This is a genomic window from Dyadobacter linearis, from assembly GCF_907165045.1.
Lineage (GTDB): Bacteria > Bacteroidota > Bacteroidia > Cytophagales > Spirosomataceae > Dyadobacter > Dyadobacter linearis.
Map to the genome: position 1 here is coordinate 40,132 of NZ_CAJRAU010000009.1, position 21,159 is coordinate 61,290.

The following is a 21,159-nucleotide window of genomic DNA, read 5'->3' on the forward strand; positions in this document are numbered from 1 at the left end:
ATATGCGAACGATTACGCAAGTACGTAAATCGAATCCAGGTTGCGGCCAATGCCGTCGTAGTCAAGACCGTAGCCAACTACAAATTTATTTTCAATCTCAAAACCCGTGTAACGCATACTAACAGGTGTTTTCAGTGCGGCAGGTTTATGAAGCAAAGTGGCGATTTCGACGGATTTAGGCGACATTTCCCGAACCTTTTTCACCAGTTCCGTCATTGTCAAACCTGTATCTACAATATCTTCAATGATAATTACGTCCCTGTCTCTGAGATCTTTGTCAAGCCCGATAATTTCCTTGACCTCGCCCGTAGACTCAGTTTTTGAGTAGGAAGAGAAGCGGATAAAATTAATTTCGCATGATAAATTGACCCTCTTGACCAGCTCGCCCGCAAAAAGAAATGCGCCGTTTAACACCACCAGAAACACAGGACAGTGATTTTCATAATCCTTACTGATCAATGCGGCAAGCTCCGAAACGCGGTGCTCGATGGTAGCGGCGGGAATAAAAGGGACAAAAGTTTTATCAAGAATGTTAATCATATTCGGGGTGTCATTTTGGCAAATGCTCTGAGGATCAATATTAACTCTTTTTTCAAAAACCGGGCTCGTCACAAACGTAAAATATAAATCCGGCGTTAATAGGACAAGTTTACCCCTGCTATGAAAATCATCATTAACACCATCATTTTCTGCTGTTTAACTGTAATTTCAATACAAAACACTTCCGCTCAATTGTATTCTTCGGCCGAACTGGACAAGAATTACGATATGATCCTGAAAAATCCGAGTGTGCAGATTGAATCGACGGAAGCGATCAATATGCTTTACAATTATCAGTTTCACGAGGCAGATGCAGAGTTCCGGTGGCTGAAATATCGCTATCCAAAACACCCTATGCCACATTTTCTGATGGGGCTCGCGGAATGGTGGAAAATTGTGCCGAATACGGACAACGAAGCTTACGACAAAACTTTCCTGGCTCAAATGGATTCTACCATCAACCTGGCTGAGGAGTTATATGATAAAGAAAAAAACAAAGTGGAGCCCGCCTTTTTTCTGGCTGCGGCTTATGCATTCAAAGGCAGGTTATATGCGGAGCGGGAAAGCTGGACAAAAGCAGCATTTGCGGGGAAAAAATCTCTGAAATATTTCGAGCAGTGCAAAGGAAACGGTGACCTCACGCCGGAGCTGCTTTTCGGCGACGGACTTTATAACTATTACGCCGAGTGGGTGCCCAAAGAATATCCGATCCTGAAACCAATCCTGGCGCTTTTTCCAAAAGGAAACAAGAAACTGGGTGAGCAGCAGTTGGAGAAAGTGGGTAACAACGCATTTTACACACGGGTAGAAGCCAGGTATTTTCTTTTGCAGATTTATAGTATTGAAAATGAGTACAATAAAGCCTACGAAATGGCCAAGTACATGTGGCAGACTTACCCAAATAACCCTTATTTTGAGCGGTACTTTTGCCGGACTGCTTTCGTGACGGGCAAAATGGGAGAGGCTGAGCGGGCTGCGCAGAATATTATTGACAAGATTAGCAAGGGAATGCCTGGTTACGAGGGAGTTAGTGGCAGGAATGCAGCTTACGTGCTGGCTTATTATAATATGAACTACCACCGTAATTACGATCTGGCTAGCCAATATTATAAGAAAGCGATTGATTACTCGACGCAAACCAATTCCATGAATGCGGGTTACTACGTTTCGTCACTTATTGGTTTGGGCAAGATTGCCGAAAATAAAAAGGATTACGACGAAGCTTTGAAATACTACAAACTGGCCGACGATCGCGCGGACAAGAAATCAAGTCAGCACAAGGAAGCGAAAACCGCGATCGCGAATCTGAAAAAGATGAAACGCGACCAGCGGAGAAAGCGATAGTTTATTTGGGAGCAAACATTATTGTTTCAACTCGGCGTAATGCTTGAAAAACAGTGGAATAGTTTCGATTCCCTTGTAATAGTTGAATAATCCGTAGCTCTCATTTGGAGAATGCAGGGCGTCGATATCCAGTCCGAAACCCATCAGAATACTTTTGCAGCCGAGTTCCTGCTCGAAAAGTGCGACAATAGGAATACTTCCTCCTCCGCGTGTCGGAATCGGTTTTTTGCCAAAAGACTCTTCCATTGCCAGTTCAGCAGCTTTGTATTCTACTGAATCAGTTGGAGTTACGTAAGGCAGCCCGCCGTGATGCGGCATCACTTTCACCTTCACCGATGCTGGGGCGATCGATTCGAAATGCTTTGTGAACAGTTCGAGAATTTCATCGTCTGTCTGGTGCGGGACGAGGCGCATGGAGATCTTAGCATTCGCTTTAGAAGGCAATACCGTTTTTGCACCTTCGCCAATATAGCCGCCCCAAATTCCATTCACATCCAATGTGGGCCGGACGGAGGTTCTTTCAATGGTTGAATATCCCGCTTCACCCTGAATATCATTGATTTGCAGATCTTTTTTATATTCTTCGAGATCAAATGGCGCAGCATTTAATGCGTCGCGTTGTTCTGTGGTCAGTTCTCCTACTTTTTCGTAAAAACCCGGAATAGTAATGTGACCGTTTTCATCTTTCAGCGACGCGATCATTTCGCAGAGTACATTAATAGGATTTGCGACCCCGCCGCCATACACGCCTGAATGCAGGTCGCGGTTTGCGCCGACAATCTCTACTTCCACATAAGTCAGTCCGCGCAAGCCGGTTTCAATCGAAGGAACATCATTCGCGATAATGCTGGTATCAGATATCAATATGGTATCGCATTTCAGCATTTCACGGTATTCTTTCACAAATGTCCCCAGATTGGAAGAGCCGATTTCTTCTTCGCCTTCGATCATAATTTTCACATTACAAGCCAGCGTGTCAGTCGCGATCATCGTTTCCAATGCTTTAATGTGCATATAAAACTGACCTTTATCGTCACAAGCGCCACGCGCAAAGATCCGCTCATTTTTGATTACGGGTTCAAAAGGAGGGGAGTTCCAGAGTTCGTACGGATCCGCCGGCTGCACATCGTAATGCCCGTAAATGAGCACGGTAGGCAGTTTTGGATCAATGATTTTTTCTCCGTAAACCACCGGGTGCCCGGCAGTTTCATATATTTCCGCTTTGTCTGCTCCCGCTTTCTGAATGCTGTCTCGCACAAATTCTGCCGCTTTCAGCATATCATTTTTAAATTTCGAATCTGCGCTCACAGAAGGAATGCGTAGTAAATCGAGCAGTTCGTTTAAGAATCTATCGCGGTTATTTTCTATGTATTGCTGCATTGTTGTTGATTAAGATTGGTGGGCCAAGATAAAAAAATAACCCCTAAGGTTTCCCCAGGGGTTCGTATTTCTTGGTTTCTTAGAAACTATTGGCGGGCGGCACCTTTCGATTTCCCGAAAATATTAACGCGGTTTTCATTTCCATTTAAAAGTCTGACAATATTCTTCTGGTGTGTAAATACTACCAGAACGAACATTACAAAGCCAAATACGATCAGTAGCGGCTCGGGGTGACCAAACATACCTGCCCAGGAAAGTACCGGGAAAGCGAGGGTCGCCAGAATAGAGCTGAGTGAAACGTATTGAGAAGCCAGTAGTGTCAGAATAAATATTGTAATGCAAACAGAGGCCAGTTCCGGGTGGATTGCCAGGACCATACCCAGCAAAGTAGCAATTCCTTTTCCGCCTTTAAAATTTACAAAAACAGGAAAAATATGACCTACTATGGCGATAATTCCGAAAAGAATCTTGTAAACCAGCAGCTCGGTTTCGCCGATTTCGTTCATATAAAATAGCATTGAAGCAAGACAGGTAGCTGTCCAGCCTTTCAATACATCGATCAGCATTACAACAGTTCCTGCTCTTTTACCTAGCACACGAAAGGTATTCGTTGCACCTGCATTCCCGCTTCCCTGCTTCCGTACGTCAATTCCAAAGTATCCTATTCCATACCATACCGAACTTGGTATAGATCCCAACAAATAAGCGGCAACAATCGATACTATTAATAAGGCAACACTCATTTTGTATTATTCAATGATTAATTTAAATTACAATCAGTTTTCTTCAAAAATACGATAGTCAGACGATTTTCCAAGCATTAAGTCGGTAAAACTGCATTTCTGTAAGCAAATTTTCAAAGTGTAGCATAAACTATTGCAATTATTAAAATTTGCTTAGAAACCTTCTGTTGGTTCCTCCTTTTTCTTCTTTTGCGCGGCCGGCGCACTTACAGGTTTCTTCTTTTCGGTGCTCTTCACAAGCTTCGCCTTTTTAATTGCAGGCTGGTAAAAATCATCAAACCGGTTCACAAACATATCCTTCTCCTCCGACCCGATCGAAACCAGACTCATATCCTTCGACTTCACATTTTTCGACTTTGCCGTGATCTGATCGTTGAAATCGAGCTGCGATGAAACCACGCCAAGCTCGCCCAGCTTGTAATCAATATAGTACCAGATATCCGGTGAAGCCTGCAAATACAAGCTGAATTCATCACCTTCCACACCTCTGCGGATTTCAAGCACACCTTCCATCTGCGCATTAATATTGTTCCGGCCAAAATGCGCCACGCCAATCGGCCCCTGCGAATAATATGCCTGATGCGTGGGCGACCAGCGCAGATTTACATTCGATAAAAGCATCGGAACATCGAGAACAGGCGACGCTTCAAATAGCGGTTTGTAACCAGCGGCAGTCAGTTTTGCGTAAGCATCGGTCGCTTTCGAGCCGATGAGAGCCGACAGTTTTTGATTAAGTTGTTCAAAATCATCGTCTGCCGCAGTACTGTTTTGTTCTTCCAGATTAGTCTCCACAATTTTTGCAGCCATCGGTTGGGAGATCGGATCCAGTGCCGGAAGTTTGAGCAAAAGCATACTATTAAATGAATACTTCGCGCTATCAACCTGCACTTCCGCACTTCCGACCGATTGAAGCCAGTCCGCACCGATGAATTTGAATGGGCCGGAGAATGTCGCCAAGCCGGTTTTGTCATCAAATCGTAGCGCATTCGCCTCGTCGATCAGCCCGTCGGCACCCGGCGGCGGGCTTACTTTGAACGCTTTGTTATCTTCGTCATAATTCAATGCACCCTGCGCGAGATAAATGTCTTCGTCACCGTCAGACTCTTTGGGAGACAAAAAGCTAATATACATGCCGCGCGCTTCATTATAATGCAAGCCTACCGAAAGCGGAATTTCGTGCTCGTTTTTTAGGTCTTTGTTAATGTTAATTGCAACCGTTTCGCCAGGCGATTCTTTATATACAATCCACGAGCTCTGAAAATCCTTCCGGAATTTGATCACCGGTTTCACAAAACCGTCGAGTTGCAGCGAAGGCTCGTAGGCGATCAGGTTAATGCCGCCTTTGAACTGAATGCGCGGAGATAGTATGAGATTTTCCTCCTCTTTCACATCTGCCCGCGCAGTTGTATAGTATTTGATCGGGCCCGACGGATTGTTATTTCTCGACCGTTTTCCTTCTTCCACCGCGCCGATTTCCCTCAATTCAAAATTCTGCATTTTGATATTAAAAGTGTCTTTTCGCGCCGTAATGTATTGATAGGTAGCAGATCCTTCGAAATGGTTGCGGGAATCAATGCGGATATCGGCGTCGCGGAGACGGTGGGCTACATTTAGTGTGTCAATTTCAATGCGCGCCTTTTTGAGTGGGGCAATTTTTCCTTTGCTATCTACACTCACTATTCCTTTGTCCGGGATAATTTTGACATCGGCTGTTTGTATAAAAGGCACTCCCTTGATATTCAGGGACACTTTTTCAATATCATAAAGCGCTTCGGTACCACTGAAAGTCAGACCTTCCTGAGTCGAATCCGTGGAAGTATAGGTCGAAGTTTCACCGATTCCTTTCATCAGAATCGTCTTTTTATTCATATCCCACTTCGCACTGCCGATCAGCGTTTGGTAAGAAGCCGTCGGAATCTGCATGCCCGAAGTATCGCTGCCAAAACCCGATTCATCTGTCAGGAAGTTGGCAATGCCCGTTTTGAAATTGAAATCGATATTGACATTGTTTCCGGTCAATAGCTTTTTAGCAGACTTCGCTTCTCCGCTATTGATTGCAAACTCCGAGCGATTTGCGAGAAAACCATCTTTATTGAATTTAATATCCGGCGAGGTCAACTCAGAATCGGCCCTTTTGAGCTTACCATTTCCATAAAGTCCGGTCGATCTCAGCAGCAAACTTCCTTCAAGATTAGTAGTACCCTGGTGAAAAGTAAATGATTTTCCGGTTGTATTAATAAACATACTATCTGCATTCGGATACCATTTCAACGCAAAATCCTTCAAAGCCACAGCCGGGAAATAGCCTTTGCCAATCGTCGCTTCCTTAATGCTCGCCACTTCGCCCGACGCCATTAAAGAATCCGAAGTGAGCAGCACGTTTTTGGCAGTCATCGAAGCCGAGAGATATTTCAGGATCGCTTTGGAATGCAAGCCGGAGTTATCCATCGTAAGTGTATCCGTAAATTTGGCAAGCGCCTTTCCCTCGTAAAGCTTGATATCCGTCACCGGCGGCTTGTATTCGAAACCAAGCGAATTATCAGGCATACTTTTCAGAATGGTCTGGATAGGCGGAATAATGCCGTTTGAATTGAATGTACCGTCAAAAATCACATCCCGGTTGTCCAAGCCGTCCATATCGATTTTTGGTATTTTAAAGAAAACTTCCCTGGGATAGAGCACAGTTCCCCGTTCCGGCTGGTCGAAAAATACGGTCATACCATCTTCCACAACGAGTCGCGGCGACTTTTTAATACCCTTTTGAAGACCGGATTTGTTCTTGGGATCACTCAGATAGAAGGTACCGCCTTTGTCATATTTCACGTGCCCGCCGACTTCTCCTTTCTGTCCTTTTGCAAATTTTTCTCTTGGTGTAAATGTGATCGAATCCGATGGAGCCACATTTACGAAGAACTTATTATAGTCAAATTTGATATTCTGTCCACGAAACTGGTAGTTCGAAGCCACCATCTGACCATTCAATGTAAAGCTCCGGTTCTTGCCGATAATAAGTTTTTTGTCAGAAGGTATCGCGTAGATTTTTAAAGAATCGCTCACTACAAACCTCGAAACGCCGAGCACGGTCAGCAGCGTGTCGGGCATATAAATCGTCGCATTGGCTGTCTGATTATCGGAAGTATATTGTGACGCAACCTGGAAATTGTCGTAGTCAGCTTTGTCGATATTCGCGAGCACGAACAAAACGCCCTTTTTGCTCAGTGCAAATTCGTCGGTTTCCTTGTTGTACATAAAGTAACCATCCAATGTCAGCCTATCGAGGGCATTGCGCAGGATTTTCGGGTTTTGCTTGTACTTGGCAGCCAGTTCTTCTGCCAGGAATGAAGATTTTTTGGTGGTTTGAACGTAGCTCGCGGCCATATTCAGCGGCTGAGAGCCGAATTCTTTCGCTATCTCCCGGAAACGCTCTTTTTTGAAAAAATCCTGAGACTCTAATGTTACCGGTACAACCTGCTTACCGTCAATGCGGTGAAACTCCAACTTATCATTCGTAAACCGCCACCGCATAGCCTGCGACCAGATATTCATTTTGTGGTAACTATCCTGATAGGGCAGGGGAGCGTAGTCGGTTTTTTCCATCCGGCTGGTTTTCACCAACCCTTCGTCGTCATTATATTTAAATACAACTCCCTGATGGTAAATAGAATCGCTGCCCAGCGGCATGGAATAAATAGCAAACGAGGATGAGATCACAGAGTCGCGCAATGCAAACTTTTTACTGCGCGCCGTGAATGCAAGCTTGTCCTTATATTTTACTTTGACAGTCGAAAGCTTGTCGCTGAGCGAGGTACTGTACATGTCCGTCCCGATCAGCGAAAACCCGCCCAAGTAGTCAATACTCTTTCTGGTATCCTTCAATCTGGCGTCAATACCATTTGAAACGAAGCGTGGATACGGAGCCGGCTGGCCTTTCACTTTTTTGACGCCGCGATATTCCAGCGTGCCTTTAATGGGAGCTGCCAATTGCTGATCGTGATGTAAAGTCACATTTTCCGCAATAATCTTTGGTTGACTTATATTAAAAGAATAAGCGTCGAGATCTGCGTAAATAGACGAATCACCTGCCGCTAACCAATCAAACTTGCCATTTTTACCCACAAAAATTCCATTCTGCAAAGCAACACTACCATTGGCAGGACCGAAAACGACAGAATCGCTGGCGGTAACCATCGCAAACTTCGCATTTTGAAGATCGATCAATGCGCCCGTCACAGCCGGCAATGGATTTGATTTGGGCGCAATTACAAAATTGGTATCAACCGGCGTGTCCCAGCTATCGTTTGCCGCCGCCAGATTGGCCTCCGCATTTGCCTTTTCTGCATTGGTAGTGTCAAAACGATAACTATACGTGCCTTCAACCAGGTAAAGTGAGTTATAATTGGCGGCGTATAGCTTTTTATTTTCATTCAAAAGCCGCACGGTTTCCATTACTTTCTGCAACGTTTTTCCGTCATATTTTTCTCCCGAACTTTCCGCGAACTTCAGGAAGCTATCGAAGCTTTCAGGTTTCTGTTTCGCGAAATAAACTGCATTGCGGGTCAGGATATACAAAACGGGACCAGCTTTCTGCCCTTTCGCTACCTGCGCTTTGATAATGCTGGTAAATTTCATCTGTTGGCCGGTATTGAAGCCGCTCATCCAGGCACTGTCAAGCTGGGCGGCAGCGCGCATATATTGCGGATTGCGGCTTCCGTCCATCAGCTTTTTGAACTGTACCATAAACTGCGTCGCCTCGTCCGGCAACTTTATATTCTGAGCAGCGGCAGTGTGTCCGATTATTAATATGCAGTACAGAAGAAAGGTATAGCGGATTATTTTCATTTATCTTGGCTTTTAGCTATTGGCTTTAAGCGATTAGCTCTTCGCTGGTTGTCGATTAATCTACTCGATTTTCGCTTTTTCAAATACAACGGTCGCCCATTGGTTACGTGTATTTGATCTCAGTTTTTTCAGGCCGTTCTCAATGGCGCATTGTTCAATATCGGGCTGGTCTACTTCGTAAAATCCACTTGTTACCAGCCAGCCTCCCGGTTCCAGGTGTTGTATATAAGTTGGAATTTCGCAGAGGAGAATATTGCGGTTAATGTTCGCCAGTATTCCCCCAAACATCTTTCCCTCAGGCACTTTACTGATCGTTCCCTGAAATACTTCCGTTTCCGCGGAGAGCTCATTCATTTCAAAATTCTCGACCGTATTCTCGACCGCCCATTCATCGATATCGAATCCAAGCAAACTTACTGCGCCCAGTTTCGCGCCTAAAATGGCCAGAATACCCGTTCCGCAGCCTACATCCATAATTGCCAATCCCTGATGAGGCAGGCTCAGCTGCTCGTTCATCACCAGCCAGGTAGTTTCGTGGTGCCCGGTACCGAAAGACATTTTGGGTTGAATCAGCAGATCGTACGTAAATGCAGGATCCGGTTTATGAAATACGGCCCTCACCCGGACCTGGTTACCGACTTCAATCGGCTCGTAGCTTTTCTCCCACTCCTCATTCCAGTTCTTTCTTTCTAACGATTTCCAGGTAGCCGCTATTGCAGTCAATTCCAGGTATTTGGCGACGATATTTTGTAGTTCAGTTTCATCAAAATCACCTTCCTGAATGTAAGCCAGCAAGCCTTCATCCGTCTCCACAAAAGATTCAAAACCCAACTCCCCCAGCTCCGCTACTAATATCTCCGAATAATCCGGCTCAACGTTCAGAGCAACTTCTATGTAGTTCATGTGTTTGTAATATCGTTTTTGATACTGGAAAAGGTAATAAGAATCTGCGTTTTGATTGAAATTTACATTTGATTTAGAGCTAATTCAGAAAATTAATACCGGTATTTTAAAATTAAACTTTAAATTTACGGTATTAAAATAATGAAATATGTTCAGTCGCGTCATCGAAGAGGAGTTTTTAGAGCAATTATCCGATAATCCGGCAGTCGCATTGCTAGGCCCCCGTCAGGTCGGGAAAACAACTTTGATAAAGAGTTTTCTGGATCAATTTGGCAAACCTTCCATTTATCTAGATCTGGAATCAAATGCGGATTTAATCCGATTGCAAGATGCGGAATTATATCTGGACGAAAGGCGGGAGAGCATCATAATCCTTGATGAAATTCAAAGAATGCCGTCCCTTTTTCCCTTAATGCGGTCTTTGATAGACAGAAATCGGGTGCCGGGAAGATTTATATTATTAGGATCTGCCTCACCGGACTTGCTAAAGAACAGTTCTGAAACGCTCGCCGGCCGGATCGCTTTTTTGGAACTCCATCCACTTCTGCTGGAAGAAGTCAAAAATGAAATTTCTTATGCAGTTCACTGGCTGCGGGGAGGATATCCCGCTATGTTACAGGCTGCGACAGACCGCTCCTCGGCAAGGAAAATGGCTGATTTTATCAGCAGCTATATTGAGAGAGATTTGCCATTGCTGGGTATTCCAGGAAATCCGGTCAATGTGAGGTTGCTTGTTAATATGTTAGTGAGTGTTCATGGTGGATTGCTTAATGTATCGCAATTGGCGAATTCGCTCAAGATGTCGGTTCCTACCATTCAAACATACCTTGACTATCTCGAAAATGCCTTTTTGATTCGACGATTGTTGCCCTGGCATGTGAATGTGAGCAAGCGGCTGGTCAAAACTCCCAAGATCTACATCAGGGATTCTGGTATGCTGCATTCCCTTGCAGGCATAACAGGTATGGAAGATTTGACAGGTAATATCATTGTAGGCAGTTCGTGGGAAGGTTATGTTATCCAACAAGTTATAGCAGCGCTGCCTTTTAATGTAAAACCCTACTTCTACCGCACTCAGGACGGTGCCGAGCTTGATCTTGTGCTGGTAAAAGGCAATAATGTGAAGCTTGCGATTGAAATTAAATATACCAATAGCCCCACCTTGAGCCGCGGCAATAGTGTTGCACAACAAGATCTGGGTAATCCTTTATTATTAATTGTCACACCTTCTGCCGAGGATTTTAGACTAAAAGAGAATATTCAGGTTTGCAGTATTAGCACATTTAGTAATTACCTGAAAGAAGCCCTTTAAACAAAAAAGCCCGCATTCGCGAGCTTTTTCAACCAATCTATAATTATCAAGGCTTCCTCCTCTTCGCCGCCAGATCATGCGCCGTATCGTAGTAGGATCGCAGGTTGGTCCAGTCGAAAACGTCGGAGATATTTTCGACGCGGTTTCGCTGCATAATGCGGTCGCGGCGCTGCATTCTTACGAATTTGAAAAGAATATCCGCCAGCTGGTCGGCGGCTTGCGAGAAAGTTTGTGATTTCCGGTTGATCACATAAATACCGCGGTTTTCGTAATCCCGCATAATCTGCATAATGTAATCTCCAAAACCCGACAAATCGCTCGTCACTGTGGGAACGCCGCGCACGACGCATTCAAGGGGCGTATAACCCCATGGTTCGTAGTAACTTGGAAATACACCCAGGTGACAGCCACGAACAAATTGTCCGTAATCCAGACCAAATAGCGGATTAGTAGAAGAAATAAAGTCGGGGTGATAAACGATTTTTACCCGGTCCCGCTCATTATTGATCAGGTTTGCTTTCTTGCAAAAATCGGTAATGCCGTCTTCCTCTTTCAGATCGTGGGTTACGAATGCAGGAAGTTTCTCAGTTTTCCAACTCTGGATCGTCCTTCTCAATCTCAGGCGCCAGTATTCATCTACAAACTGATTCAAATCGGGCATTTTGTGATCGGCTCCCGCAGCTGTCGCGAGGAAAAGCTTTTCTCCCACCTCTTTTTCGATCGCAGTACACGTTTCCTGTAATTCGTTCAAAACCGCCCGCGATTGCAGCACGTCAGGATTGACGGAATAATAAGGTTGCTTGGTCACGATGAACATCACGACCGTCATATCCATATTCGCCTGCACCATTTTCCAGTTCAGGCGCGCCAGTGCTTCGAGAGTAAGGTCGTAACCTTTGTTACTATATTCATAACGCCCCGAAGTAAAAAAGTAAAGTGTTTTGTCAAGATCAAATGAATAGCTCGGGAAAAAGTGCCCCAGGACAAATTCGTGTATCCTTTCCTTGTGTTTTAAATGCAGGTTTTGAAATTCGTGAACTGCCTGGAAACGAACTACATTCAGACCGTTTGGCGTCACCAGATCGGGCATTCGGCCGAGGAATACTTCACATTCACGGGCAGTAACGTCGCTCACCGTAGTCAGTACATGCGCATTAAGTGCGGCTTGCCTTTCTACCGAACATTGAGCGAGGATACCATAGTTTTTGGCTTCCTGTTCCCAATCGAAAAATGGTAATTTATTATAGAAACCGGAGACATTCTGCGCCAGATACCTGCCCAGCATGGTAGCGTGGGTGGTAAATGTCATCGCCACTTTTACATTGTCGCGTTTCAGTTCAGGTAGCCCGCTGCTCGCCATCCATTCGTGGAACTGGGCAAAAATTTCTTCGCGCTTGGCATTATCCTCCGCATATTCTTTCAGGAACAGGCGCACCATTTCACCAAAACACAAGGTCTGGTTAACCAGCGGCTCGACGTTTATAGTAGGAATGCGGCTTTTTTCCCAAAGGTTGAATTTGATCGCGTCCAGGTCTTTCGCAACGCTGTCGAGGTCGAAAAGTACTACTCTGGGTTTTCCGGTTACCAGCCAGTAGCCATAGTGCACCGCGTAGCCCATTTCACGCATTCGTTTAACAATACGGCCCGCGGGCGAATCGTCAAGATCGGTAATAGCCTCAAATTCAGACGATGCCTTTTTCTCAAAATAGGGCCCCAGCAAAAAATAGTTGTCGTCCCACTTTTCGACCATAGCGGGCACCTTGGTTCTTATAACAGTGTATATTCCTCCAACTTGATTACAAACCTCCCATGCAATTTCAAACAGGACGTTTTTCTTAGTGGTTTTAACAAAAGGTTCCAATATGGGATGTATGTTTAAACGTTACCAGTATTACAAGGCCAGGGCTTTTATTTTTATCACAAAAAACCTTGTAATTACACAATAAATATGCAGAAAAATAATTCACAATTACAATAATCGCGGCATTGATTCTTCCTGTGCAACAGCGCTAAAAATGAGCGAAATATAACAAAGACAAGAATACATAAATCTCTCTGTATCGCGTTCAGAAGGGTATAGGCAAGCTTCTCCGCGTGAATTTAAGTCTCTTGTCAGCTAACTTTGTTCCAAATTACGTTACTTTGATTGGATTAACATTTTGCATTGGTCAGATAGTGAAAAAAATTAAAATAGTTGCGCTTTTCTTTTCTGTGATCCTATTCTCGCTGGAAAGTTGCATCGCGCAGACTACTGAAATTGACAATCCATTGCCTCCAAAACGAGAATTCAGGGCAGTTTGGATTGCAACCGTTGATAACATCGATTGGCCCAGCAGTAAAAATCTTATACCAGGCGAGCAGCAGGAAGAATTCTCAAATCTTCTTGATTTTCATAAAAAGGTGGGAATGAATGCAGTTTTCGTGCAGGTACGTGCGGCGGGAGATGCGTTTTATGCGAAGAGTCCCGAACCGTGGTCTGAGTGGCTCACGGGGAGGCAGGGGAGGCGGCCGGAACCGATGTGGGACCCGCTCGATTTTATGATTGAAGAGGCGCACAAACGCGGACTTGAATTTCATGCCTGGCTTAACCTGAACCGGCTCGTTCACAAATCTTCCACCAGTGTTTCCTCTGAGAATATGAGCCGCCTGCACCCCGAATGGATCCTTACTTATGACGGGTACAAATTATTCGACTTCGGGATCCCGGAAGTGAGGCAGTTCATTACCGATATGACAGTAAACGTCGCCAGGAATTACGACGTCGACGGCATTCACTTCGACGATTACTTTTATCCGTACGCTTCGCCCGGCCAGGTGATCCAGGATGAAGGTACTTTCCGGAAATATGGAGCAGGATTTACAAGTAAAGCGGACTGGCGGAGGCACAATGTGGATTTATTGGTAAAACAAATTCATGATGCATTGCAGGAATTGAAGCCGAAGCTGAAATTCGGCATTAGTCCTTTTGGTGTATGGAGAAATAAAGACCGTGATGCCGAGGGCTCTAAAACTTACGGCGCGCTTGCTTCCTACGATGATCTTTTTGCTGATAGCAGGAAGTGGGTCAAAGAAGGTTGGATCGATTACATTGCCCCCCAGGTTTACTTTTCATCGGGTTTTAATAGGGTACCCTACCGGAATCTGGTAGACTGGTGGACTGAAAATCGTTTCGATAGGCACTTATATATAGGAATGGGCGCCTATCGCGTGGGCTACAAAGACAGGGATACGCATTGGTCCAATCCTAAGGAAATGCCCGGCCAGATCAGGTATTCGAGAGAAAGCGAAACCGATGGGGAGATATTTTTCAGTTCAAGATCTTTAAAAGGAAATAGTCTGGGTTTTGTTGATTCACTGCGCCGCGATCTTTTCAGATATCCCGCATTAATACCTACTATGCCCTGGAAAGATCAGGTTCCGCCACTTTCACCAAGAAGTTTGAAGGCGACATTGCTGTCGAAAGGACTGGAACTGACGTGGGAAAAGCCCGATGCCGCTTCTGACGGCGACCGCGCTTGGTATTATGTAATCTACCGTTTTCTTCCCGAAGAAAAGGGTTCGGGCCACGATCCGCGGAAAATTATCGGAATGTGTTACCAGGGAGAAAAATTTATTGACAGCAGTGCCGAATCCGGCCAGAGATATGTTTACTATGTAACAGCGGTTGACCGCCTTCATAATGAAGGCAGACCGATCGGCCCGTTAAAGGTCGAGGTACATGATCAGAAACTAGTCAGATTTTAAGTATGAGCAACTCCATTCAATACGAATACAAGCAGGAATACCTGACTGTTTCTGTTCCCACCAAATACAAGTCCGAAAATCTTCGTACTGAGGAAATGGTGCTGAATATGGGGCCCCAACATCCTTCTACTCATGGAGTTCTGCGATTGGAAGTAGTGACTGATGGAGAAGTGGTGGTAGATGTGATCCCTCACGTAGGTTACCTGCACAGGTGTTTTGAAAAGCATGCAGAATCTCTGCCATTTAATCAGATTATACCCTACGTAGACCGTCTTGATTATGTAGCGTCGATGAACTCGGAACATTCCTATGTTATGGGTGTGGAGCGCATGCTGGGTATTGAAAATGATATTCCTAAAAGGATTGAATATATCCGGGTCGTGGTGGCTGAATTAAACAGGCTGGCGTCTCACTTTGTTGCATTGGGCACTTACGCAATGGATATTGGCGCGTATACGCCATTTTTATGGATGATGCGCGACCGCGAGCAGATACTCCGTTTGTTGGAATGGACCTGCGGGTCGAGAATGCTTTACAATTATATATGGATTGGCGGGCTATTCTATGATTTGCCGGTAGGATTTGAAGAGCGTTGCCTCGAATTTATCAAATATCTCAAACCGAAGTTGGTAGAGTTGCAGCAACTGGTTGTGGATAACAAGATCTTCATCCAGCGTACAGCCAACGTTGGTGTTCTGCCTCTACCAGTAGCGATCAACTACGGCTGCACGGGCCCTATGCTGCGCGGCTCGGGCTTGCGATACGATCTACGGAAAGTAGATGGTTACTCGGTTTATCCGGAGCTCGACTTCGAAATTCCGATCGGCGAGGGGAAAATGGGTACAGTCGGCGACTGCTGGGACCGGACGTGGGTGCGGGTACTGGAATGCCAGGAATCGGTCAAGCTGATCGAGCAAAGTTTGGTCCAGCTAACCAACGATTACAAAAGAACCCGAGATTTCGATCCTCAGGCTATTGTTCCAAAAAAAATCCGCCCAAAGGCAATGGATTTCTACGTCCGCGCCGAAAACCCAAAAGGGGAGCTTGGATTCTATTTCCGGACCGACGGAAGATCTGATATTCCTGTCAGATGCCGGGCGCGCTCCTGCTCATTCCATAACCTTTCCGTAATTGGTGAAATTACAAAAGGAGCCCTACTGGCCGATTTAGTAGCAGTTATCGGGTCGATTGATGTTGTAATGGGTGAAGTGGATAGGTAGCCCGAACCAGGGACTGGCAAACCCCCAACCCCCTGGGAGGGGGCTTATACATTCATCCAGATTAAAACGTAAAGTCCCCTTCAGGGGATTTAGGGGTGCACAAAAAAGAGCCGCCTTTCAGCAGCTCTTCTTCATTAAAATACTTTGAATTCTTACGCTTCCTGAGGAACACCTACTAATTCGTTCTTTGCTAAAAACTCCGCAATCTGAACTGCATTTGTTGCTGCTCCTTTGCGTAGGTTGTCAGCTACGATCCATAAATTCAGCGTTTTAGCTTGTGATTCGTCGCGGCGGATGCGGCCTACAAAAGTTTCGTCTTTTCCATGCGCAGTTAACGGCATTGGATACAAAGCGTTTTTCGGATCATCCTGAACCACAACACCTTCTGTATCAGCAAGTATCTGGCGAACTTCGGCCAGGTCAAACTCATTTTCAAACTCGATATTCACCGCCTCGGAGTGACCTCCGATCGTTGGAATGCGAACCGTTGTAGCAGTAACAGCAATGCTGTCATCGCTCATGATCTTCTTCGTTTCGTTCGTCATTTTCATTTCCTCCTTTGTATACCCGTTATCCAGGAATACGTCAATATGAGGAAGCACATTCAGGTCGATCTGATGCGGGTACACTTTGCCTTTACTGTGGTCGCCTGCGCGTTCTGAGAAGAGTTGGTCAACTGCTGCCTTACCTGTTCCGGTTACAGATTGGTAGGTAGAAACAACAACCCGTTTGATCTTATATTTTTTGTGCAAAGGATTCAAAACCACCACCATCTGAATGGTTGAGCAGTTTGGGTTTGCTATAATCTTATCTTCTTTGGTCAGCTCGGTTGCATTTATCTCTGGTACTACGAGTTTTTTCGTAGGATCCATTCTCCATGCTGAGGAGTTATCAACAACTGTAATTCCGGCTTCTGCAAATCGTGGTGCAAGTTCAAGAGAAGTACTGCCGCCAGCTGAGAATATTGCTATTTCAGGTTTAGCTGCAATCGCTTCCTCAAAACCGATCACCTTGACCTGTTTACCCTTGAATGTAACTTCCTTACCAACAGATCTTTCTGATGCGACAGCTAACAATTCCGTCACTGGGAAATTACGCTCTTCGAGCACTTTGAGGATTTCGCCGCCTACCAAACCGGTAGCGCCTACTACTGCGATTTTCATTCTTGCATTTGATTAAATGGATAAAAATTTTGGCTCTTGCCAACAGGCAAAAAGTGCCGCAAATTTACGACGAAAATTTAGTTATAACTCCCGGAATCCCTGATTAAACTATTTAAATTCAATAAATAAGAACATAGTTGACGCTGCTCATAAGTGAGAACACAGAATTTTCCTGCTAAAATTCATAGATCTGATCAGGGGTAATGCATAGGTCCAGCTGAATGTCGAATTCATCAATATCAGAGATCTGGTCAATAGGGTCGAACATGGAAAGGCCGATTTTAACACAGTCAGAGCGGGTTTGAGCCAGAAACCGATCATAATAACCGCCACCGTAGCCGACGCGGTAACCTTTTCGGTCGAATGCAAGCAGCGGAACGAGGACGATATCTATTTCTTTTGGTAAAACTGACTCGGAAGTACCGGGATCGGGTTCAGGAATTTGCCACCGGTTAACAACGAACTCACCCTCAGGAGTTAACAAAAAATGCTTCATCTCCTTCGTGCCGGGAATAATATAAGGAGCTACAATGCGCATCTCCGGAAAAGTAATGCGTAACAATTCAATAATATAAAACGTATGCACCTCGCGGGAGTTTAGCTGAGGCAGAAATGTGTGCAGGGTCTCAAATGTATTTTTCAGAAGATATTTTTCAAGATTTTGGGTGATCAATGCGTTTTTTTCAACCAACCAAAGCCCGTCGGCATCTTCTCTTTTTTGTAAAAACTCCTTTCTTAATTCAGCCTTTTTCATTAGAAATAACCGTCTTTTTCCCACGCAAGTTGATGAAATTCCCGCCTTTTTATTCATTTGTTTGTACTTTCACGGTTTGATTTCAAATCTTTAACTATTGTATAGAATTTAAGACATGAGCAAAATTAAAGTTGACAATCCTGTTGTAGAACTCGATGGCGATGAAATGACCCGCATCATCTGGAAGTTTATCAAAGAAAAATTGATCTTACCTTATCTGGATGTAGATATCAAGTATTACGATCTGGGCGTTGAGTACCGCGACGAGACAAATGACCAGGTTACAATTGATGCAGCCAATGCGATTAAAGAATTTGGTGTTGGTATCAAATGCGCAACAATCACTCCTGACGAAGACCGCGTTAAAGAATTCAATCTGAAACAAATGTGGAAATCGCCGAATGGTACTATCCGTAACATTTTGGATGGAACCGTTTTCCGCGAGCCGATCGTGATGAAAAACGTACCACGTTTAGTAACAAACTGGACTGCGCCGATCATCGTTGGCCGTCACGCGTTTGGTGATCAATATCGCGCGACAGATTTCATTGTTCCTGGCAAAGGAAAATTGACAGTGAAGTTTGAAGGCGAAGACGGACAGGTGATCGAGCACGAGGTGTACCAATTCCAGGGACCTGGTGTAGCGATGGCGATGTACAACGTTGACGAATCGATCCGTGGTTTTGCACGTTCTTGCTTTAATGTGGCTTTGGACAAAGGCTGGCCTTTGTACCTTTCTACAAAAAACACGATCCTTAAAAAATACGACGGCCGCTTCAAGGATATTTTCCAGGAAGTGTATGATGCTGAGTATGCTGGAAAAGTGAATTATGAGCACCGTCTGATCGACGATATGGTTGCTTCTGCATTGAAATGGGAAGGTAACTTTGTGTGGGCTTGCAAAAACTATGATGGTGACGTTCAGTCAGATACAGTTGCGCAAGGTTTTGGTTCATTGGGTCTGATGACTTCAACATTGGTTACGCCAGACGGCAAAACAATGGAAGCAGAAGCTGCGCACGGAACTGTAACCCGCCACTACCGCGAGCATCAGAAAGGAAGACCAACTTCTACCAACCCAATCGCATCAATCTTTGCCTGGACACGTGGTTTGGCATTCCGCGGTAAACTGGACGACAATCAGCCATTAATCGACTTCGCAAATGCTTTGGAAAGAGTATGTATCGAAACGGTAGAAAGCGGCAAAATGACCAAAGATTTGGCGATCAACGTTTTCGGAAACGACGTGAAACACGGTGACCACTACCTGTACACAGAAGAATTCCTCGAAGCGATCGATCAGAATCTGAAAGCTGCTCTGGCGTAATTCTGAGTAGTTTAAAATATGAAAAGGCTACTGATCTATGGATTAGTAGCCTTTTTGTTTAGATGGATATTGTATGCAACTTGTAAGAAGCTAAGAAAGATACCATTACAAATGAACTTACATGCACAAATAGTAGAAGAGGCTGGAACCCCGAAGTTTGCTCTTTTGCCTATTAAAGAATACGAAAGTCTGATAAACGAATTGTCAGACTTTGATAGCATTGAAGATTTAGCGGACTATTTATCAGCTTTGAGAACAAAAGGTGAAACGAAAGTTTGGCACAGTTTGGAAGATGTGAAATCGGAACTCGGAATCCGATAGTTTAATCCTCCCGCCCCTCTTTCCTATTTGCGTCTGCCATCCTTACAATTTTTGGTGAGAACTTCGCGAGTACTGAAACGAGGTCATTTTGCGCGGCAATTACCTGATCGATGTTTTTGTAGACCATTGGCGACTCGTCCAAATCTCCCCCTATAAGCTCAATACCAGCGTCTCTCAGAATCCTGTCCATTTCGCTTCTGGTAGTATTTGTAAATGCTTTGTTTCGCGACATAAGGCGCCCGGCTCCATGTGAGGCAGAGTTAATGGAAGCTGCATTCGCTTTCCCGCGAATTACATATCCCGGCTGACTCATCGAGCCGGGTATAATACCCAACTCATCTTTTCCAGCCGGCGTCGCACCTTTTCTGTGGACAATAACTTCCCTTCCATCTGCCAGTTGCTCCTTCCAGGCGAAATTGTGGTGGTTTTCAATCATTTTAATAGGCTTTTCACCGAGTTGCTTTGCTATCTTATTATGAATTTCGTGGTGATTGGCCGACGCATAGTTCCCCGCCAGGTTCATCGAAATCCAGTATGCCTGGCCTTCTTCGGTATTCAAATCCAGCCACGCCAGGTGGGCAGCCTGCTTGGGCAATACGGTTTTCTGCATAGCCAATTTGGAATAATGATTGGCTATATTTCCGCCAAAACCTCTTGAACCGGAATGAGACAGTAGGGATAAATAGATCCCTTTCTGTAAATCCAGCAGCGGATCGTCTTCAAAAACTTCGGTAATACCCCATTCCACAAAATGATTCCCAGTGCCCGAGCTGCCCAGTTGCCGGTAAGCTTTGTCTTTCAGGTTCCGAATAATCTTCGTTGCTCCCCATTCCGGCCGGTCCATTACGCTGTCGTCAAACTTGCGCCCGGTCTCTCCACCCATTCCGAACTTTGTGTTTTCCAGCAATATCTTTTTCAGTAGATGCGGCTCGCGTTTCAGATAGTCGGGCGAGATGTCAAAAACGGACATGCACATCCGGCAGGCAATATCAACACCGATAGCATAAGGAATCACCTTATCTGCCTCAGTAGCAAGCACTCCACCTATTGGCAAACCATAGCCCTGATGTGCGTCGGGCATTAATGCGCCGGCAATAGAAATGGGCAAACTAACCGCAGTTTCCATTTGCAATAACGCGCCTTCTTCTATCTGTTCTTTGCCAAAAACAGCATAATGCAGCTTTTCTTCCCGCAAATCAAACTGTTTTCCCTGCTGCGAATCCTTTTGTGCTAATGTCAAAACAGCTTCTTCATTTACCAGCAGCTCTTTTCCGTCATCTGTCAAAGTGATTTCGTTGCCACCCTTTTTAAGTTCATACACAGTTTTGGCGAGATTGGTCAGTTTATTTCTGGAAAGAGCATACTTCTTCGGACTGTGGATCATTTTTACCAGCATCACAAAAATTTTCTCCTTCGTATATTTTCCCCGCTGGTGAAGTCCGTTCGCTATTCTCAGAAAATCATTATCCAGTTTTTGTGGAATATTTGCCAAAAATCTCAGCTCTTCGATTATGATCTCAGTTTCCATAAATTCATTTTTTAGTGTGAACTGTTACATGATTATTAATG

At 44.8% G+C, this 21,159-nt stretch carries 15 protein-coding genes; 6 read left to right on the forward strand and 9 right to left on the reverse strand.

What is annotated here, in order from left to right:
* Positions 1 to 12 precede the first annotated feature (12 nt).
* Complete coding sequence (gene hpt / locus KOD92_RS23660; RefSeq protein ID WP_215236093.1) at positions 13 to 540, reverse strand: hypoxanthine phosphoribosyltransferase; 528 nt, start codon at positions 538 to 540, stop codon at positions 13 to 15.
* Positions 541 to 660: 120 nt separating this feature from the next.
* On the opposite strand from hpt, the gene KOD92_RS23665 reads away from it, so the two are divergent.
* On the forward strand, positions 661 to 1,884 hold the full coding sequence (locus tag KOD92_RS23665; RefSeq protein WP_215236094.1) for a tetratricopeptide repeat protein: 1,224 nt from the start codon (positions 661 to 663) through the stop codon (positions 1,882 to 1,884).
* An 18-nt stretch (positions 1,885 to 1,902) separates the two neighbouring features.
* Here KOD92_RS23665 and KOD92_RS23670 read toward each other — a convergent pair whose 3' ends face one another.
* From KOD92_RS23670 to prmA, 4 genes are all read right to left on the reverse strand, one after another.
* Positions 1,903 to 3,264, reverse strand: coding sequence for a dipeptidase (locus tag KOD92_RS23670; protein WP_215236095.1), 1,362 nt, complete (start codon positions 3,262 to 3,264; stop codon positions 1,903 to 1,905).
* 86 nt (positions 3,265 to 3,350) lie between these two features.
* Complete coding sequence (gene plsY / locus KOD92_RS23675) at positions 3,351 to 4,007, reverse strand: glycerol-3-phosphate 1-O-acyltransferase PlsY (RefSeq protein WP_215236096.1); 657 nt, start codon at positions 4,005 to 4,007, stop codon at positions 3,351 to 3,353.
* A 153-nt stretch (positions 4,008 to 4,160) separates the two neighbouring features.
* Positions 4,161 to 8,846 carry a hypothetical protein gene (locus KOD92_RS23680; RefSeq protein ID WP_215236097.1) on the reverse strand — a complete coding sequence of 1,562 codons (4,686 nt, stop codon included), beginning with the start codon at positions 8,844 to 8,846 and terminating at the stop codon, positions 4,161 to 4,163.
* A 60-nt stretch (positions 8,847 to 8,906) separates the two neighbouring features.
* Positions 8,907 to 9,749, reverse strand: a complete 843-nt coding sequence (prmA, locus tag KOD92_RS23685; protein WP_215236098.1) for a 50S ribosomal protein L11 methyltransferase — start codon at positions 9,747 to 9,749, stop codon at positions 8,907 to 8,909.
* Between the two features lie 148 nt (positions 9,750 to 9,897).
* Here prmA and KOD92_RS23690 point away from each other — a divergent pair, with 148 nt between their 5' ends.
* Positions 9,898 to 11,061 carry an ATP-binding protein gene (locus tag KOD92_RS23690; protein ID WP_215236099.1) on the forward strand — a complete coding sequence of 388 codons (1,164 nt, stop codon included), beginning with the start codon at positions 9,898 to 9,900 and terminating at the stop codon, positions 11,059 to 11,061.
* A 46-nt stretch (positions 11,062 to 11,107) separates the two neighbouring features.
* Here the strand turns inward: KOD92_RS23690 and KOD92_RS23695 are convergent, their stop codons facing one another.
* On the reverse strand, positions 11,108 to 12,922 hold the full coding sequence (locus tag KOD92_RS23695) for a glycosyltransferase (RefSeq protein ID WP_215236100.1): 1,815 nt from the start codon (positions 12,920 to 12,922) through the stop codon (positions 11,108 to 11,110).
* 314 nt (positions 12,923 to 13,236) lie between these two features.
* Here KOD92_RS23695 and KOD92_RS23700 point away from each other — a divergent pair, with 314 nt between their 5' ends.
* Together KOD92_RS23700 and KOD92_RS23705 are read left to right on the forward strand one after the other, a co-directional pair.
* Complete coding sequence (locus tag KOD92_RS23700; RefSeq protein WP_215236101.1) at positions 13,237 to 14,805, forward strand: glycoside hydrolase family 10 protein; 1,569 nt, start codon at positions 13,237 to 13,239, stop codon at positions 14,803 to 14,805.
* A 2-nt stretch (positions 14,806 to 14,807) separates the two neighbouring features.
* Positions 14,808 to 16,025, forward strand: a complete 1,218-nt coding sequence (locus KOD92_RS23705) for an NADH-quinone oxidoreductase subunit D (RefSeq protein WP_215236102.1) — start codon at positions 14,808 to 14,810, stop codon at positions 16,023 to 16,025.
* A 152-nt stretch (positions 16,026 to 16,177) separates the two neighbouring features.
* On the opposite strand, the gene KOD92_RS23710 is transcribed toward KOD92_RS23705, so the two are convergent.
* Complete coding sequence (locus KOD92_RS23710) at positions 16,178 to 17,188, reverse strand: aspartate-semialdehyde dehydrogenase (protein WP_215236103.1); 1,011 nt, start codon at positions 17,186 to 17,188, stop codon at positions 16,178 to 16,180.
* 175 nt (positions 17,189 to 17,363) lie between these two features.
* Positions 17,364 to 17,942 carry a 5-formyltetrahydrofolate cyclo-ligase gene (locus KOD92_RS23715; RefSeq protein ID WP_215236104.1) on the reverse strand — a complete coding sequence of 193 codons (579 nt, stop codon included), beginning with the start codon at positions 17,940 to 17,942 and terminating at the stop codon, positions 17,364 to 17,366.
* 115 nt (positions 17,943 to 18,057) lie between these two features.
* Here KOD92_RS23715 and KOD92_RS23720 point away from each other — a divergent pair, with 115 nt between their 5' ends.
* Positions 18,058 to 19,269, forward strand: coding sequence for an NADP-dependent isocitrate dehydrogenase (locus KOD92_RS23720; RefSeq protein WP_215236105.1), 1,212 nt, complete (start codon positions 18,058 to 18,060; stop codon positions 19,267 to 19,269).
* Positions 19,270 to 19,287: 18 nt separating this feature from the next.
* The gene (locus KOD92_RS23725) at positions 19,288 to 19,590 is read left to right on the forward strand and encodes a hypothetical protein (RefSeq protein ID WP_229254816.1); all 303 of its coding nucleotides are present in this window, start codon (positions 19,288 to 19,290) and stop codon (positions 19,588 to 19,590) included.
* Position 19,591: 1 nt separating this feature from the next.
* Here the strand turns inward: KOD92_RS23725 and KOD92_RS23730 are convergent, their stop codons facing one another.
* Positions 19,592 to 21,118, reverse strand: coding sequence for an RtcB family protein (locus KOD92_RS23730; protein ID WP_215236106.1), 1,527 nt, complete (start codon positions 21,116 to 21,118; stop codon positions 19,592 to 19,594).
* Positions 21,119 to 21,159: the final 41 nt, after the last annotated feature.